The 15,652-nt window shown below is 63.4% G+C and carries 21 protein-coding genes; 15 read left to right on the top strand and 6 right to left on the bottom strand.

All coding sequences use genetic code 11. From position 1 onward, the window contains the following. Positions 1-77: 77 nt before the first annotated feature. From lpxA to gloA, 3 genes are read left to right on the top strand one after another with little or no spacing between them, the layout of a single operon-like run. Positions 78-929 carry an acyl-ACP--UDP-N-acetylglucosamine O-acyltransferase gene (gene lpxA, locus R5N89_RS10670; protein ID WP_110566917.1) on the top strand — a complete coding sequence of 284 codons (852 nt, stop codon included), beginning with the start codon at positions 78-80 and terminating at the stop codon, positions 927-929. Beyond that, complete coding sequence (locus R5N89_RS10665) at positions 919-1,788, top strand: LpxI family protein (RefSeq protein ID WP_110566659.1); 870 nt, start codon at positions 919-921, stop codon at positions 1,786-1,788. Before lpxA ends, R5N89_RS10665 begins: the two co-directional genes overlap by 11 nt. A gap of 14 nt (positions 1,789-1,802) precedes the next feature. Further along, the gene (gene gloA / locus R5N89_RS10660; RefSeq protein ID WP_110566657.1) at positions 1,803-2,198 is read left to right on the top strand and encodes a lactoylglutathione lyase; all 396 of its coding nucleotides are present in this window, start codon (positions 1,803-1,805) and stop codon (positions 2,196-2,198) included. A gap of 6 nt (positions 2,199-2,204) precedes the next feature. Here gloA and R5N89_RS10655 read toward each other — a convergent pair whose 3' ends face one another. After that, complete coding sequence (locus R5N89_RS10655; RefSeq protein WP_110566915.1) at positions 2,205-2,432, bottom strand: hypothetical protein; 228 nt, start codon at positions 2,430-2,432, stop codon at positions 2,205-2,207. 152 nt (positions 2,433-2,584) lie between these two features. On the opposite strand from R5N89_RS10655, the gene rpmH reads away from it, so the two are divergent. The 9 genes from rpmH (at position 2,585) to R5N89_RS10610 (ending at position 9,676) form a co-directional block, all read left to right on the top strand. Further along, on the top strand, positions 2,585-2,719 hold the full coding sequence (gene rpmH / locus R5N89_RS10650; RefSeq protein ID WP_078526639.1) for a 50S ribosomal protein L34: 135 nt from the start codon (positions 2,585-2,587) through the stop codon (positions 2,717-2,719). 75 nt (positions 2,720-2,794) lie between these two features. Next, positions 2,795-3,145 (top strand): ribonuclease P protein component, encoded by a 351-nt coding sequence (rnpA, locus tag R5N89_RS10645; RefSeq protein ID WP_061271552.1) that lies wholly within the window; start codon positions 2,795-2,797, stop codon positions 3,143-3,145. Continuing rightward, positions 3,142-3,426 carry a membrane protein insertion efficiency factor YidD gene (gene yidD, locus R5N89_RS10640; RefSeq protein WP_110566655.1) on the top strand — a complete coding sequence of 95 codons (285 nt, stop codon included), beginning with the start codon at positions 3,142-3,144 and terminating at the stop codon, positions 3,424-3,426. The genes rnpA and yidD overlap by 4 nt, the downstream gene beginning before the upstream one ends. Next, on the top strand, positions 3,426-5,189 hold the full coding sequence (yidC, locus tag R5N89_RS10635; protein ID WP_110566653.1) for a membrane protein insertase YidC: 1,764 nt from the start codon (positions 3,426-3,428) through the stop codon (positions 5,187-5,189). Before yidD ends, yidC begins: the two co-directional genes overlap by 1 nt. Continuing rightward, on the top strand, positions 5,186-5,869 hold the full coding sequence (yihA, locus tag R5N89_RS10630) for a ribosome biogenesis GTP-binding protein YihA/YsxC (RefSeq protein WP_373320371.1): 684 nt from the start codon (positions 5,186-5,188) through the stop codon (positions 5,867-5,869). The genes yidC and yihA overlap by 4 nt, the downstream gene beginning before the upstream one ends. An 81-nt stretch (positions 5,870-5,950) precedes the next feature. Beyond that, a complete protein-coding gene (argB, locus tag R5N89_RS10625) occupies positions 5,951-6,856 on the top strand; it encodes an acetylglutamate kinase (protein WP_110566651.1) in 906 nt (301 codons plus the stop codon). Between the two features lie 139 nt (positions 6,857-6,995). Next, positions 6,996-7,844, top strand: coding sequence for a 2,3,4,5-tetrahydropyridine-2,6-dicarboxylate N-succinyltransferase (gene dapD / locus R5N89_RS10620; protein ID WP_078526649.1), 849 nt, complete (start codon positions 6,996-6,998; stop codon positions 7,842-7,844). A 36-nt stretch (positions 7,845-7,880) separates the two neighbouring features. Then, positions 7,881-9,035, top strand: a complete 1,155-nt coding sequence (gene dapE, locus R5N89_RS10615; protein ID WP_110566911.1) for a succinyl-diaminopimelate desuccinylase — start codon at positions 7,881-7,883, stop codon at positions 9,033-9,035. Next, complete coding sequence (locus R5N89_RS10610) at positions 9,035-9,676, top strand: hypothetical protein (protein ID WP_208624602.1); 642 nt, start codon at positions 9,035-9,037, stop codon at positions 9,674-9,676. Before dapE ends, R5N89_RS10610 begins: the two co-directional genes overlap by 1 nt. A gap of 27 nt (positions 9,677-9,703) precedes the next feature. On the opposite strand, the gene R5N89_RS10605 is transcribed toward R5N89_RS10610, so the two are convergent. Continuing rightward, positions 9,704-9,922 (bottom strand): hypothetical protein, encoded by a 219-nt coding sequence (locus tag R5N89_RS10605; protein WP_146220174.1) that lies wholly within the window; start codon positions 9,920-9,922, stop codon positions 9,704-9,706. Positions 9,923-10,021: 99 nt separating this feature from the next. Between R5N89_RS10605 and R5N89_RS10600 the strand changes: the two genes are divergently transcribed. Continuing rightward, positions 10,022-11,371 carry a glycosyltransferase family 39 protein gene (locus R5N89_RS10600; protein WP_167400806.1) on the top strand — a complete coding sequence of 450 codons (1,350 nt, stop codon included), beginning with the start codon at positions 10,022-10,024 and terminating at the stop codon, positions 11,369-11,371. A gap of 14 nt (positions 11,372-11,385) precedes the next feature. Here the strand turns inward: R5N89_RS10600 and truA are convergent, their stop codons facing one another. The 3 genes from truA to def form a co-directional block, all read right to left on the bottom strand. Next, on the bottom strand, positions 11,386-12,228 hold the full coding sequence (truA, locus tag R5N89_RS10595; RefSeq protein ID WP_110566646.1) for a tRNA pseudouridine(38-40) synthase TruA: 843 nt from the start codon (positions 12,226-12,228) through the stop codon (positions 11,386-11,388). A 7-nt stretch (positions 12,229-12,235) separates the two neighbouring features. Then, positions 12,236-13,159, bottom strand: coding sequence for a methionyl-tRNA formyltransferase (gene fmt, locus R5N89_RS10590; protein WP_110566644.1), 924 nt, complete (start codon positions 13,157-13,159; stop codon positions 12,236-12,238). 81 nt (positions 13,160-13,240) lie between these two features. Next, complete coding sequence (gene def / locus R5N89_RS10585) at positions 13,241-13,783, bottom strand: peptide deformylase (RefSeq protein ID WP_110566642.1); 543 nt, start codon at positions 13,781-13,783, stop codon at positions 13,241-13,243. Between the two features lie 214 nt (positions 13,784-13,997). On the opposite strand from def, the gene R5N89_RS10580 reads away from it, so the two are divergent. Together R5N89_RS10580 and R5N89_RS10575 are read left to right on the top strand one after the other, a co-directional pair. Further along, positions 13,998-14,480: an Hsp20 family protein gene (locus tag R5N89_RS10580; RefSeq protein ID WP_110566640.1), complete on the top strand. Its 483-nt coding sequence runs from the start codon at positions 13,998-14,000 to the stop codon at positions 14,478-14,480. A gap of 79 nt (positions 14,481-14,559) precedes the next feature. Next, positions 14,560-14,823, top strand: coding sequence for a DUF1150 family protein (locus R5N89_RS10575; protein WP_110566909.1), 264 nt, complete (start codon positions 14,560-14,562; stop codon positions 14,821-14,823). Between the two features lie 104 nt (positions 14,824-14,927). Here R5N89_RS10575 and hpf read toward each other — a convergent pair whose 3' ends face one another. Continuing rightward, a complete protein-coding gene (gene hpf, locus R5N89_RS10570; RefSeq protein WP_110566638.1) occupies positions 14,928-15,548 on the bottom strand; it encodes a ribosome hibernation-promoting factor, HPF/YfiA family in 621 nt (206 codons plus the stop codon). Positions 15,549-15,652 lie beyond the last annotated feature (104 nt).

The following is a 15,652-nucleotide window of genomic DNA, read 5'->3' as shown; positions in this document are numbered from 1 at the left end:
GGCTGCGGTTTTCGAAGCCATAGTTACTTGCGGGGATGGAGGCTATTCTGGCAGGAAGTTCATCTAACGGTACCCAACTGGATGAACGGCGTGACAAAGCGCCTGAAATCCATCCGTCGTCCATTGTTTCCAGCCGGGCGCGCATTGGCAGCGGGGTCCGGATCGGGCCGTGGTGCACGGTCGGGCCGGATGTCGAGATTGGCGATAATGTCGAACTGATCTCGCATGTGGTGATTGACGGGCATACCACGCTGGGCGAAGGGGTCGTGTGCTACCCGTTCACCACCGTGGGCATGGCGCCGCAGGATCTGAAATACAGGGGCGAGCCGACCGCATGCGTGGTGGGGCCCCGGACCATCATCCGTGAAAACGTAACCATCCATCGTGGCACGGCCACCGGCACGGGCGTCACCCGCATCGGGCCGGACTGCCTGATCATGGCCAACTCCCATGTGGCGCATGACTGCACGCTCGGGCGTGGGGTGATCATCGTCAATAACGTGGTCATGGGCGGTCATGTCACGATTGGTGATGATGCCCGCATCATGGGCGCTGCGGCGCTGCACCAGTTCGTGCGCATCGGGCATGCAGCGCTTGTGGGCGGCGTGTGCGGCGTGGAAGCCGATGTGATCCCGTATGGCAGCGTGCTGGGCAACCGGGCGCGGCTGGTGGGGCTGCACTGGATCTGGCTGCGGCGCAACGGCGTGCAGCCCGACGAGATCCGGCGCATGCGCCAGGCCTTCCGTGGGCTATACCCCAAGGCGGCCCATGCCACCGGCACCGTGTTCCAGACCCGGCTCGAGCATGTGCGCAAGACCTATGCCGATGATGCGCGCGTGGTTGAAATTCTCGATTTTATCGCAGCTCCCAGCCATCGCGGGCTTGTGCGCGTGCAGGGCGGCGACATGATCGAGAGCGATGGCGCCTGAGCGGGAAGCCGGTCGGCTTGCGGGGCAGTGTGTCGGTATCCTTGCCGGTGGCGGCCCGCTGCCCGGGCAGGTGGCCCGCGCGGTAACGCAGGCGGGGGGGCAGGTCTTTATTGTCGGCTTTCAGGGGTTTGCCGAGCCGGATGTGATCGGCCCCTGGCCCCACCGCATGATCCGCCTTGCCGCGGCGGGTGAAATCCTGTCCGCCCTGCATGAACATGGCTGCCGTGACTTGGTGCTGATTGGCCCGGTGCGGCGGCCTTCCCTTGTCAATTTACGGCCTGATGCCACGGGTGCCCGCATTCTCGCGCGCATCGGCAAGGCCCTGTTCGCGGGCGATGACGGCCTGCTTGGCGCAATCGTGCGCGTGCTGGGCGAGGAAGGCTTCACCATTCGCGGCGCGCATGAATATCTTGCCGGTTCCGTGGCCCGTCAGGGCGCGATGGGGCAGTACGCGCCTGATGACGCTGCCCTGGCCGACATGGAGCTTGGCCGCCGGGTGGTGCGCCAGTTGGGTGCGCTTGATATCGGGCAGGGCTGCGTGGTGCAGGGTGGGCTGGTGCTGGCGGTCGAGGCACTGGAAGGCACCGATTGCATGCTCGGGCGCGTGGGCACGTTGCGGCAACCCGACCGACCCGGCGGCGTTCTGGTCAAAATGGCCAAGCCCGGCCAGGAGCGCCGCGCCGACCTGCCCACCATCGGGCCGCGCACGGTCTCTGGCGTGGTGGCGGCAGGACTGCGTGGCATTGCCATCGAGGCCGGGGCCACGCTTATTACCGATCCCGCCGCCTGCATTGCCATGGCGGATGAGGCCGGAGTGTTCCTGGCCGGATTTGCAGGCGGGGACGCAAAAACAACCTGAAGGGACAAACGCCAGTGGGAACCTATCTCCATACCATGGTGCGCGTGCGCAACCTCGAGGCAAGCCTTGCCTTCTACCAGTTGCTGGGCATGCAGGAACTGCGGCGCAAGGTGGTGCCGGAAGGTAAATACACCCTTGTGTTCATTGGCTATGGTGACAATGCCTCCGGCCAGGCTGAAATTGAGCTGACCTATAACTGGGGCCAGGATGACGGCTATGACGTGGGCACCGGGTTCGGCCATTTCGCGCTGGGCGTGCCAGATGTGAAGGCGCTGGTGGAGAAGGTGCGCGCGGGTGGCGGCAAGGTCACGCGCGAGCCGGGGCCGGTCAAATTTGGCACGACCTTCATCGCCTTTGTAGAAGACCCGGACGGCTACAAGATCGAACTGATCGAAAAGCCCCACGCCTGACTGCCCTCAGGGCTGGCGCGCGGGCAGCAGGCGGCGCATGGCGCTGAGTTCCTTCGTGGTGGCCTCGAGCGCTTCAATGATGTCGCGCGCCGCAGTCCGGGTTCGCTCGTCCTTGCTCAGCACCAGCGAATCCGCCCGCAGCATGGCGGGCGAGAGGTGGCCACGGATGTCGTGGATGTGCCGCCTGAGCGCTTCGGTCATGGCGGTGGTGGAGTCGGGGGCTGGGCTGGACATGGAAATCATCCGGTTCGGGCTCAAGGGACGGGCAGCATTGACGTTGCCCGAAAGCGGCAGTATAAGGCGCCGCTCGGGTCGTGCGCATGGTGCGGGGCCTGATGGAATTTATTCCGTAACCTGTCTGTCATTGTCAATCTGGGAGTGCCGTTGTGAAGCGCACGTATCAACCCTCGAAGCTGGTCCGCAAGCGTCGCCACGGCTTCCGTTCGCGTATGGAAACCGTTGGTGGCCGCAAGATTGTTGCAAACCGTCGCAGCAAGGGCCGCAAGCGTCTTTCTGCCTGAGGCAGGTGACGTCTTTACGTTACGGGCTTTCAGGAGCCCGCAACGATGAATGTCTCTACAAAGGGGCGGCTTGAAGTGGCCGATCAGTCCACGCGTCTTAAAAAACGCGCCGAGTTCCTGCGGGTCGCGGCCAAAGGTCGCAAGGCCCCCATGCCGGGGCTGGTGCTGCAGGCGCTTGAACGCGGTGATGCGGATGCCGCCCGCTTTGGTTTTACCGTTACCAAAAAAGTAGGTAATTCCGTCGTGCGGAACCGCGTGCGGCGGCGCCTGCGCGAGGTGGTGCGGATTCTGGGCCGCGAACAGGCGCTTGAGGGCGTCGATATCGTGGTCATAGGCCGTTCTGGCACGCGGGGGCGGCGCTTCGAGTCGCTTCTGGCCGATTACCGCAAGGCCCTGAGCAAGGCCGGGGTGAAGGAAGGATCGTGAGTACGTCTTCCATCAGCCTGCCTGCCCATGTGCTGCGCGCGATGATTCGCGCATATCAACTGGTGATCCGCCCCATATGGGGCGCGCATTGCCGTTTCTCTCCTTCATGCAGTCATTATGCGCGTGACGCGATTGCCCTTCATGGGGCAGGGCGCGGCAGCGTGCTGGCCGGGTGGCGCATCCTGCGCTGCAACCCGTGGAACGCGGGCGGTCACGACCCTGTTCCCGGCACGGCCTGCGGCTGTGGCATGCAAAACAGTAAAAGTCTGGCGGGTCGCTGATGGATATCAAGCGTTTTATGGTGGCAACGGCACTGTCTGCCGTGGTGCTGGTCGGTTTCGAATATTTCCTGCCACAGCAGAACCATAAGACGGTCGAGCAGCAGGCTCCTGCGCCCGCACCGGCCCCCGTGCCCGCCACAGCCGATGGCGCGGCCACCCCGGCTGCCGACCAGGCGGCGAAGCCTGATGCGCCCGATCCGCGGATTACGATCGATGCCGGCCGGGTGGCGGGCTCGCTCGACCTGCGTGGCGCGCGGCTCGATGACCTTGTGCTCAAGAATTACCATGAAACCGTCAAGGACGGCAGCCCGCTGGTGCGCGTGCTCGCGCCGCGTGGCGAAGAGCAGCCCAATCTTGTCGAGGTGGGCTGGACCAATGTCAGCGGCGGCCAAGTGCGCGTGCCCGACGCCAATACGGTATGGACCGCCGACCACGATAAGCTGACCGAGGCGCAGCCCGTGACCCTGAGCTGGGATAACGGCCAGGGCCAGGTGTTCCAGATCGCCATCGCCATTGACCAGAACTACATGTTCTCGGTCACGCAGAAGGTGGTCAACCATGGCGGCGAGGGGGTTTCCCTCTATCCGTTCTCACGCGTGGAGCGTGGCTACACCCCGGTCGAGACGGGCGGCTACCTGGTGCATGAGGGGCCGATCTCGGTCATTGACCACCGGCTTGATGAAAGCTCCTACAAGTCGCTGCGCAAGGGGGCCGTGCCGCCGGGCAATATCGCGTGGTCCAAGTCCGGCCAGGGTGGCTGGGCCGGCATTACCGACAAGTACTGGCTGTCCGCCGTCATTCCGCAGCAGGATAGCGATGTGGCCGCCAACTACGCCTTCCTCTCGCAGGGCGGGGACAAGGGCATCTATGATGTCGGCTTTACCGCGCGCGCCCCGCTTGTCGTGGCGGCAGGCGGTGAGGCCAGCACCGAAAGCCATGTCTTTGCCGGTGCGAAGGAAGTGCCGCTGCTGGAGAAATACGAGTCCAGCCTGCATATCCCCGATTTCTGGAAAGCGGTTGATTTTGGCTGGTTTGCGTTCCTGACGCGCCCCATCTTCACGGTGCTGGACTGGCTGAACACCATGCTGGGCAATTTTGGCCTGGCCCTGATGGCGTTCACCCTGCTGGTCAAGGCGCTGTTCTTCCCGCTGGCCACCAAGCAGTTTCATTCCATGGGCAAGATGCGCCAGCTCCAGCCCAAGATCAAAGCCCTGCGCGAGCGCTATAAAGACGACCAGATGGCGCTCAACCAGCAGATGATCGGGCTGTACAAGCAGGAAGGCGTGAACCCCGCCAGCGGCTGCCTGCCCATGCTGTTGCAGATCCCGGTGTTCTGGTGCCTGTACAAGGATCTGTACGTGACCATCGAGATGCGTCACGCGCCGTTCTTTGGCTGGATCCATGACCTGTCGGCCTTTGACCCGACAAACCTGTTCACCCTGTTCGGGCTGATCCCGTGGGATCCTGCGGTCATCTCGCCCATGCTCCAGCTTGGCCTGTGGCCGATGGCATTCGGGCTGACCATGTTCATCCAGCAGAAGCTGAACCCGGCGCCCTCGATTGACCCGGCGCAGCAGAAGATGTTCCAGTTCATGCCGATCATCTTCACCTTCTTCATGGCGCGTCAGCCTGCTGGCCTCGTGATCTATTATTGCTGGAACAACCTGCTGACCATGCTGCAGCAGACCGTGATCCAGCGCCGCATGAACGCCAAGGCCGCAGGGGCCGCGAGCCAGCCCAAGCTTCCCGCCGGGAAGAAATGACCGCAGGGACCAACATCGTGGATTTCTCGACCCCAGCCCCCACGCCAGAGGAAATGGAACGCGACCGTGAAACCGGTCGCGTGCTGTTTGCCGGTGAATTCAACTTCGTGTTCGGCGCGCAGAAGCTCGGGCAACTGCCTGACCCGATCCTGCCCGAGATCGCGTTTGCCGGTCGCTCCAACGTGGGCAAGTCCAGCCTTATCAACGCGCTGACCGGGCGCAGGGCGCTGGCGCGCGCCTCGTCCGAGCCAGGGCGGACCAAGCAGCTCAACTTCTTCGAGCTTGCCGACCGTCTTACGCTCGTTGACATGCCGGGCTACGGCTTTGCCAAGGCGGCAAAGGCGGTGAAGGAAGACTGGCAGGGCATGATGTTCTCCTACCTGCGCGGCAGGCCCACGCTGCGCCGCGTGGTGCTGCTGCTTGACAGCCGGGTGGAACTCAAGGCCAGCGACGAAGAGATCATGAAGATGCTCGACCGCGCGGCCGTGACCTTTCAGGTCGTGCTGACCAAGTGCGACGTACCCAAGCCGCCAGCGCTGGCAGCCAAGCTGCGCGCGGTGGGCGAGATCGTGCGCGCGCATGCCGCAGCCTTCCCCGATGTGCTGGCCACGAGCAGCACGACCGGGGCCGGGATCGAGGAACTGCGGGCCGAACTCGCCCGCCTCGCCAACCCGGTCTAGGCCGCATGCACGCCTGCTCCTGCGCTGATACAGGGCGGGGGTAATGGATATGAAGCAGTCAGGAGCGAAGGAACCGTTCGGATGACAGGAACAGGATCAGCTGATCAGGACGCACAGGCGCGCGCCGAGGTTCTGGCCAGGGCGCTGCCTTATCTGCGGCGCTATGCGGGTGATACGGTAGTGGTGAAATATGGCGGCAGCGCCATGGTTGACACCACGCTTTCCACCGCGTTTGGCCATGACATCGCCCTGCTCAAGCAGGTGGGGGTCAACCCGGTCGTGGTGCATGGTGGTGGCCCGCAGATCAGCGCCATGCTCAAGCGCCTGCAGATCGAATCCACCTTCATCGACGGCCTGCGCGTGACCGATGCCGCCATGATCGACGTGATCGAGATGGTGCTTGGCGGCAAGGTGAACAAGCAGGTGGCCGGCCTCATCAACCGCGCTGGCGCACTGGCTGTGGGCATTTCGGGGCTGGATGGCGGCCTGATCACTGCGCGCAGGCTGCTTCGCCGCGCGCGTGAAAACGGCGTTGAAACCGACCGCCTGCTCGACCTTGGCTTCGTGGGCGAACCCGAGCGCATCGACCCGCGCGTGATCTATGCACTGTCTGGCTCGGGGCTGATTCCGGTCATTGCGCCGATTGGCAGCAGTGCCAGTGGCGAGACCTACAACATTAATGCCGATACGGCCGCTGGTGCCATCGCAGGCGCGGTCAATGCCAGCCGCCTGCTGATGCTGACCGACGTGCCGGGCGTGCTGGATGGCGATGGCAAGCTGATCCCCGAACTCACCGCCGAGGACGCCCGCAAGGGCATTGCCAGCGGCATGATCTCGGGTGGCATGATCCCCAAGGTGGAAACCTGCCTTGAGGCCGTGCGCGCCGGTGCCAAGGCTGCCGTCATTCTCGATGGCCGGGTGCAGCATGCCTGCCTGCTCGAACTCTTTACCGAAGCCGGGCCTGGAACCCTCATTCGCAGCGCATGATGCGCAGTGCCTTGCGGGCTTGCGGGCGGGGGGATGCGTTGACATTCCCCCTGATCCTCCGCATGGTCCGCTGGCAAATTAATACAGGTTTGCGGCCACGACAGGCCCGGAAAACCAGCCCAGACAGGATTTTGCAGATATGACCGATACATCCCTCCAGAGCCAGATCGAGGCCCTGTGGGAGCGTCGCGAGACGCTGTCCACCACCACGACAGGCGCCGACCGTGATGCCGTTGAAGCCGCCCTTCTGGCGCTGGATTCGGGCAAGCTGCGCGTGGCCACGCCGGGCGCTGGCGGCTGGGTGGTGAATGAATGGCTCAAGAAGGCGGTCCTGCTGTCCTTCCGCCTCAACGACAACCGTCTGGTCGAGGGCGGTGGCGCGGGCGCGCCGAGCTACGACAAGGTGCCGCTGAAGTTTGCTGGCTGGGACCAGGCCGCCTTTGCCGCCGCCGGTTTCCGCGCGGTGCCCGGCTCCGTCGTGCGTCGTTCCGCCTATATCGCGCCGGGCGTGGTGCTGATGCCGAGCTTCGTCAATGCCGGTGCGTATGTTGATAGCGGCACGATGGTCGATACGTGGGTCACGATCGGCAGTTGCGCGCAGATTGGCAAGAACTGCCACATCAGCGGCGGCGTGGGCATTGGTGGCGTGCTCGAGCCGCTGCAGGCCGCGCCCGTCATCATCGAGGATGGCTGCTTCATCGGCGCGCGTTCGGAAGTGGCCGAGGGCGTTGTGGTCGAGCGCGGCAGCGTGCTGTCCATGGGCGTGTTCCTTGGCGCATCCACCAAGATCGTGGATCGCGCCACGGGCGAGGTCTTCATGGGCCGGGTTCCGGCTTACTCGGTGGTGGTGCCCGGCACCCTGCCGCCGCGCCAGGCCACTTCGACCGATGGCAAGCCGCTGCCTTCGCTTGACTGTGCGGTGATCGTCAAGCGCGTGGACGAGCGCACCCGCTCCAAGACCTCGATCAACGAACTGCTGCGCGGCTGATCGGCAACGGAGACACACCTGATGGCGGATGATGGAATGGCTGGTTTGGAACAGGACCCCGGTGGCGTTATAGCACTGGCGCGCGAACTGATCCGCTGCCCTTCCATCACGCCTGATGACGGGTGTGGCATCAACGCGCTCGCAGCCGTGCTCGAGGGCATCGGCTTCAGCGTGACCCTGCTGCCCTTTGGCGAAGGGGCGGCCCGCACTCCCAACCTGTTCGCCCGCCTTGGCACGGGGCAGCCGCATCTGTGCTTTGCGGGCCATACGGATGTGGTGCCGGTGGGCGATGCCGCCTGGGCGCACGATCCCTTTGGCGGCGAAATACACGACGGCATCCTGTTCGGCCGCGGCGCGTGTGACATGAAGGGTGGCATTGCCGCCTTTGTCGCCGCCGTGCGCCTTTACCTGCAAAAGACGCCTGAGCCCCGGGGCACGATCAGCCTGCTGATTACGGGTGATGAGGAAGGCCCTGCCACCAACGGCACCGTGCGCGTGCTGGAGTGGATGCAGGCCAACGGGCAGATCCCCGATTTCTGCCTTGTGGGCGAGCCCACCAATCCGGGCGAGATGGGCGAGGTCATCAAGATCGGGCGGCGTGGCAGCCTCAATGCCTGCATTACCGTTCACGGCACGCAGGGGCATGTGGCCTACCCGCACCGGGCGGATAACCCCATTCACCGGCTGCTTCCGCTGCTTGGCGAACTGACGGCGGCCCCGCTTGATGCGGGCAGCGAGTGGTTTGAACCCTCAAGCCTGCAGGTCACAAGCCTTGACGTGGGCAATACGGCCACCAATGTCATACCGGCACGGGCGCAGGCGCGGCTCAACATCCGCTTCAACGACCTGCATACCGGCGCGGACCTTGCAGGCTGGATCCGCACGGTGGTGGCCCGGCATGCGCCAAAGGCTGATGTGGCCATTGCCATCAGCGGGGAATCCTTCCTCACCAGTCCCGATGCTCCTGTCGAGGCCCTGCGCCGGGCCGTGCGCGCGGTAACGGGCCAGGTGCCCAGGCTCGATACGGGGGGCGGCACGTCTGACGCCCGCTTCATCAGCCGCTACTGCCCGGTGGCCGAGTTCGGTCTTGTCGGGGCCAGCATGCACAAGGTGGATGAGCATGTGGCGCTGACCGACCTGACGCAGCTGACGGCGATCTATTGTGGTTTTCTTGAAAAGGTAATGGGCTAATGTCCGATCGCGGCCCCTCTCCAACCCCGAACGCATCAGGGTTTGGCGGTATTCTCAAAGGCATGATGCTGCTGGGACGGGGGCGCGCGGAAGGAATCGCCTATTTTGGCAATACGCGCGATTCCGTGCTCGCTGCCCTCGCGCCCCGGCTGGCGATGTGGCTGGTGCTTGGCGGCCTGACGCTGGGTACTGCCCCGCAGGCCATCAGCGGCGTCAAGGTGCTGTTCGCGCTATGCCTGATCTTGCTGCCTGCGGTCGTGACCAATGCCCTGGCCCGCCACTGGAAGCGTGAAGGGCTGTGGATGCGCTATATCACCGCGACATGGTGGACGGACTGGGTCACCCTGTTTGTTGGCCTCGTGGTGGCGCTGCTCATGGCGATTTCCTCGCCGAGGCTGCTGCAATCGGCAACGGGGGCGGGCATTCTCAATGGCGTGGAGTTTGGCTACAGCCTGTGGCTGACCTGGTACGTCGCCCGCGTGGGACTGCTGCTGCGGCGCGGGCAGGCTGTGGTGCTGGTCCTTGCCATTCTGGGTAGCCTTGGGCTGCTGGTTGCCGCAACAGGGCTGCTTTCGCCGCATCAGCGGGCATGGCATGATTTTCTCTACCCGCTGATGGTCCAGCAGGCCCAGCCGCATTAAGGGCCGGTTTGCCGCCTGTAAAAGAAATCATAAAATAGCTTCATGAAGTGCTGCCTTTTTAAAAAAAGGCAGTCGCCTGATGCCATTATTGTTTTTCATCAATAATTTGTTTTCAAACAGTTTATCGGCCACTAAAGCGCAGATTTCGATCAAGCCGTAGCGTATAGTCACCCCCATTGCGTCCGTGCGTTTTAAGTCAGGTTCAGGATTGCCAAAATGGGCACGAAAAAAGCTTATGATGGTCATGGGTCATTAAAATATTTCATCATAATTGCTGTTTTTGGCATTCTTTGCCGCTTTTCGTCTTTCGGTAATCCGCTGATCAATGTGGATGAAGGGTTTTACTTGTTTGTCGGCGGCGACATGCTGCACGGCGCCATCCCCTTTGTGGATGTATGGGACAGGAAGCCGCTGGGCCTGTTTATCCTCTACGCTTTTTTTCACCTGTTCGGTCCCTATCGGCTCTGGGCCTATCAGATTGGCGCGCTGGCCAGCGTGTGCCTGACCGGCATCGTGGCCATGAAGATGGCGCGGAGTGTGGCATCGGCAACGGGCGCCCTGTTTGCCGCCCTGCTTTATGTGGCCTGGCTGGACCTTGCGGGCGGCGAGGGCGGCCAGTCCCCCGTATTCTATAACCTGCTGGTGGGGTGCGCGATGCTGAACATCGTCAGGCTCATCAGCGCGGAAAAGCTCACGCAGGCCGAGATCATCAAAAGGGGCAGCATGGCCATGCTGCTGTTCGGCCTGTCGCTCCAGATCAAGTATACAACGGTTTTTGAAGGCTGCTTTGCGGGTATTTTCCTGGGATATATCCTCAGGCAGAACCGGTTTTCATGGCCTGCCACGGGCCGATACCTGGCGCTGTTCGCCACCATTGCCCTGCTGCCTACCGTGATGGTGGGGGGCGCATACTGGCTGTGCGGTTATGGCAGCCAGTGGTGGTTTGCCAACATCCTGTCGATCTTTTGTCGCAGCAAGGAACCTCCGGCGATTCTTGCGTATAATTTCATGAATATTGCGCTGCTGATCGGTCCGCTATTCCTGAATATTTTCCTGCAGGTGATCCTGTGCCGCAACCGGAGCGTGGTGCAGCGCAGATGCGCCTTCTTTTTCAATGCCTGGTCAGTCTGCGCGGTGATCGGGGTCTTTCTGATCGGGGAATGGTATAACCATTACGCCATCCCGGCTTTTCTGCCGCTTTCCATTGCATCCGCATCCCTGTTCGCCAGTCCTGTCGGCCGCATCTGGCTCGTGGTGCTTTTGGGGTTGGGCACGGTGAAAGGGCAGGCCATGGTTCTGGAAAACCAGAAGAACAATGGCAATGCCCGGACAGTTCATCATGTTCTGGATGTCATTTCAAAACAGAAGGGCTGTCTGTTCATTTATAACGGATCAGCGGTTTTTTATGATTTCCTGCCGCCATGCAGGCTGACGGATCATCCTTTTCCCGGTCACTTTGATTCTATTGTCGAAAACAGGGCAACCGGCATGGACCCGGCCACGGAAGTCAGGAACGTGCTGCGTAAGAACCCCACCTATATCATGACCTATACGCCGCCACGGGTGGATGAGAACGAAGCGGTCCGGGCCATTGTGTATGACAGGATCAGGCAGGCCTATACCGAGGCCTATCGCGAGCGACAGGGCAACGCCTTTCTGGTTCTGTACAGGCTTGATGACCACCTGAACCCGTAAGCTTCAAAAATGCCCTACCGGCTGAAGGGATTGTCCTCATACCCCACCGCCGTCAGGCACAGCCCGTCGGGCGGGGCGGTGGGGCCAGCGGCGCGGCGGTCGCGGGCGGCAAGGGCCTCGGCAACGCGCTCTGGCTCCCACCGGCCTTCGCCTACCATTTTCAGGGTGCCGACCATGTTGCGCACCTGATGGTGCAGGAAGGAACGGGCTGCGGTTTCAATCACCACGTATTCGCCCTCGCGGCGCACATCAAGCCGCTCGAGCGAGCGCACGGGGCTGCGCGCCTGGCAGGCGGAAGCGCGGAAGGACGTGAAATCATGCCGCCCGAGCAGACAGCGCCCCGCGCTCTGCATGATGTCCACATCCAGCGGGGCCTTGATGTGCCACACCCGCCCCTCATCAAGGGCCGGGCGCGATGAACGGTTGAGGATACGGTAGCGATAGGCACGCGCGCAGGCGGAAAAGCGGGCATTCCAGTGCGGCAGCACCGGGCGCGCCATGAGCACGACCACCGGGTGGGGCTTCATGTAGAAATTAAGCCCGTCGCGCACCGTGGCACTCGATAGCGTAACATCGGCGGGAAAATCCAGATGCGCCACCTGTCCCGCCGCATGCACGCCCGCATCGGTGCGGCCTGCCGTGATGCTGCGCACCGTGCGGCCGCCGGTCAGGTTGCGCGCGGCACCCTCCAGCAAACCCTGCACGGAGACGAGATCCTCCGAGGACTGCCGCTGCCAGCCGACAAGGCCCTGACCATCATATTCGAGCAGCACGGCCCAGCGGCACACGGAAGGCGGCGCGATGTCATCGGGACGGATTGTGGGAATGGAAGGGAGCGGGGGTGTGGTTTCGGTCATCGCGGGGTTACGCCATGCCCAGTTGCGTGCCAGCGTCCACGGCCTGCCCGCGCAGGAAGTCGGCAGCCTCCATCATGCCCCGGCCGGGGCGTTGCAGGCGCGTGACAAGCAGGGTCGTGCCCCCGCCGCAGGCCACGCGCAGCGCATCATCCACCACCGTGCCGGGGGCGGCCTGCACGCTGCCTGGCGTCAGGCTCACGGCCCCGATCTTGATCACCTGTCCGCCCAGCGTGGTGAACGTGCCGGGCCATGGGGTCAGCGCACGGACCTGCCGATCAATTTCAGCAGCAGGACGGGTCCAGTCGATGCGTCCGTCCTCGCGGCTCAGGCGCTGCACGTAGGTCACGCCGCTTTCGGGCTGTGGCGTGCCGGGGTGGGGCGGTTGCGCCAGCGCCTCCACGATCAGGCGGCCGCCCATGGCGGCAAGGTCATCATGCAGGGTGGTGGCCGTGGTGTGGTCGGTCAGCGCCACATGGTCGCGCAGCAGCATGGCCCCGGTGTCCAGTCCGGCATCCATCTGCATGATGGTCACGCCACTTTCACTGTCGCCGGCCAGAATGGCGGCCTGAATGGGCGCGGCCCCGCGCCAGCGCGGCAACAGGCTGGCATGGATGTTCAGGCAGCCGCGCGCGGGAGCATCAAGCATGTCCACGGGCAGGATCAGCCCATAGGCGGCCACCACTGCTGCATCCAGCTTCAGGTCACGGAAATAGGCGTGTTCTTCCGCATTGCGGCGCAGCGAGAGCGGGGTGCGCACGGGAATGCCGAGTTCCCCGGCGGCAAGATGCACCGGCGAGGGGCGCAGCTTCTTGCCACGCCCTGCGGGCCGGGGGGGCTGGCTATAGACGGTAACGATGTCATGCCCGGCCTGATGCAGGGCGCGCAGGGCGGGCACTGCAAAATCGGGCGTGCCCATGAAGGCCAGTCGCATGGTGGGTGGGTCCGTTCTGTCTGGGCCGGAACCCTTGGCGTGACAGGTCGGGTTCCGGCGGCGGGGGTCCGCGCTCAGCACTCAGTGCTTGAGGCGCTGTTCCTTGGCCAGGCGGCGCATGATCATGTTGCGCTTGAGGGTGGAAAGGTGATCGACGAACAGGATGCCCTCAAGGTGATCGATCTCGTGCTGCAGGCAGGTGGCCAGCAGGCCGTTGGCCTCAAGCTCGTGCTTTTTGCCCTCCATGTCCTGGTAGCGCACGCGCACGGCCTCGGGGCGGATGACCTCGGCATACTGGTTGGGCAGCGACAGGCAGCCTTCCTCGCGCACGGCCATGTCCTCGGTCTCGGCGATCACCTCGGGGTTGATCAGCACGAGCGGGTTGCGGGCCTCGTCCTTGTCGGACACGTCCACAATGGCGAAGCGCATGCCAAGCCCCACCTGGGGTGCGGCCAGCCCGATGCCGGGGGCCGTGTACATGGCGGCGAACATGCGGGGGATGGTGGTGCGCAGGTCGCTCATGTCCTCGGGGCGGACAAGGCGGGTTTTCTGGCGCAGGACCGCCTGGGGCGCGACCAGGATCGGCATGGGGGTCGCCTGAGCGATGACATCATGATCAATCATAGATCGCCATTTAGCGTTTCCGACCGCGTGATACCAGTGGTGATGCACTCAAAATGCACCAGCGCGGTGCGGTCTGCTCCCTTGTGCATTTCTATTATTCTCCCATATCGTAAGGGAACGGAGGGCGGATGCCGTTTCGGGTCCGTCTTTTCCGTTTCCTGTCTCGCTCACAGCAGAGGAGGCCGATTTGTCGGGAAGAGTTTTCGGGTCGCCCATGTTCCTTGGGTTTGATCATCTGGAGCAGATGCTTGAACGGGCATCAAAGAATGCATCGGACGGGTATCCGCCCTACAACATAGAGCAGGTCAGCCCCACCACGCTGCGCATTACGCTGGCGGTGGCGGGGTTCGTGATGGAAGACCTGCACATAACGCAGGAAGACAACCAGCTTGTCATCCGTGGCCGCCAGAGCGACGACGGGCAGGGACGTATCTTCCTGCATCGTGGCATTGCGGCGCGGCAGTTTCAGAAGGCGTTCGTACTGGCCGAGGGAATCGAGGTTGGCGGCGCGTGGATGGATAACGGGCTGCTGCATATCGAACTTGCCCGCCCCCAGCCTGAAGTGCGCGTGCGCAAGATCGAGATTGCCCGCGCCCCTTCAGCCTCACCCTCGTCCTCGCATGATCGTGTTGCGCCGGTGGTTGATGTGCCCGCCGGGCGCAAGCAACGTGTTGTCAGGGTGATTGACGAGGACTGACCCGCGCAATCAGGGGTTCCCTGTTGCGATGCGGAGACGAAGGGTGATGGAGACCCTTCATGATGCAGGAGATGACGCCATGAGAGTTACGACACGCAATGGCCGGGTGCTGCTGCAAGGCGAACCGGCACAGCCCGCAACCAGCCCCCACATGATCAGCACGGGCGAACTGCGCGGGCTGGGCATGGAAGCGGTGGCCTATATCCGCGCGGTGCAGGTCGAGGGCGAGAACGCCTTCGCCATCCATGCTGCCGATGGCACGCCGCTTGCCGTAGCCGACGACCGCGATGATGCGGTCAATGCAATTGTCCAGCACGACATGATGCTGGTGCCGCTGCACTAGCGCAATCTGCCCTGCATGACAGATGGCCCTGTCCCCATATCCGGGGGCAGGGCCATTTCTGTTTGGGGCAGGCCCCCGGTTGGGGGGGCGTTGCCGGTCAGGGATCAGTTGGGGCGCAGCGAGGGGTCGAGCCAGCCAATATTGCCGTCAGGGCGGCGATAGAGCACGTTGATCGTCTCGGTCTTGCTGTTGCGGAAGAGCTGGATCTGGCAGTCGGCCAGGTCAAGCCGCATTACCGCTTCGCTCACGCTCAGGGTCGGGATCTCGGTCGGGTGCTCGGCAATGATGGTGGCGTAGGGGCCGGTTACGGGCAGCGCGCTGTCCTCATCCTCGGTCGCTACATCGTCTTCCGTGGTGGAAAGGCTGGCCATGCCGGGCCGCAGGACATAGCCGCGCCCCACTTCGGGCACCTGCTGGCGGGCTTTCTGGTGGCCATGCTTGGTGGCCTTGCGGTGGTAGCGGCGCAGGCGGCTTGCAATATGCTCGGCTGCGTCATCAAAGGCCGAATGGGCATCGGCGGCCTCGCCTTCGCCGCGCAGGGTGAGCCCGCGCGTGGCGTGGAGGTTGATGTCGCATGTAAAGAACGAACGCGCGCGGCTGAAGGTGACGCGGGCTTCCATGGCCTGTCCGAAATATTTTTCCGATATGCGGTCCAGATGGGCGCTTACCCTGTGTTTCAGGGCATCGGACAGGGCGATCTGCTTTCCGGCGACACTGATGTGCATAAGGGGCAACTCCTTACATGGTCGTAACGCGGTGGCTTACGGGCAGAAGGAAGACGTGCTTTTGGCGAATGGCTATGAAGTAAAAGGGAACGATCCTTCCCGTA

This window comes from Komagataeibacter sucrofermentans DSM 15973 (genome assembly GCF_040581405.1).
Taxonomy (GTDB): domain Bacteria; phylum Pseudomonadota; class Alphaproteobacteria; order Acetobacterales; family Acetobacteraceae; genus Komagataeibacter; species Komagataeibacter sucrofermentans.
The sequence above is the reverse complement of the archived record's forward strand: the minus strand, read 5'-3'. Positions and strand labels throughout refer to the sequence as shown.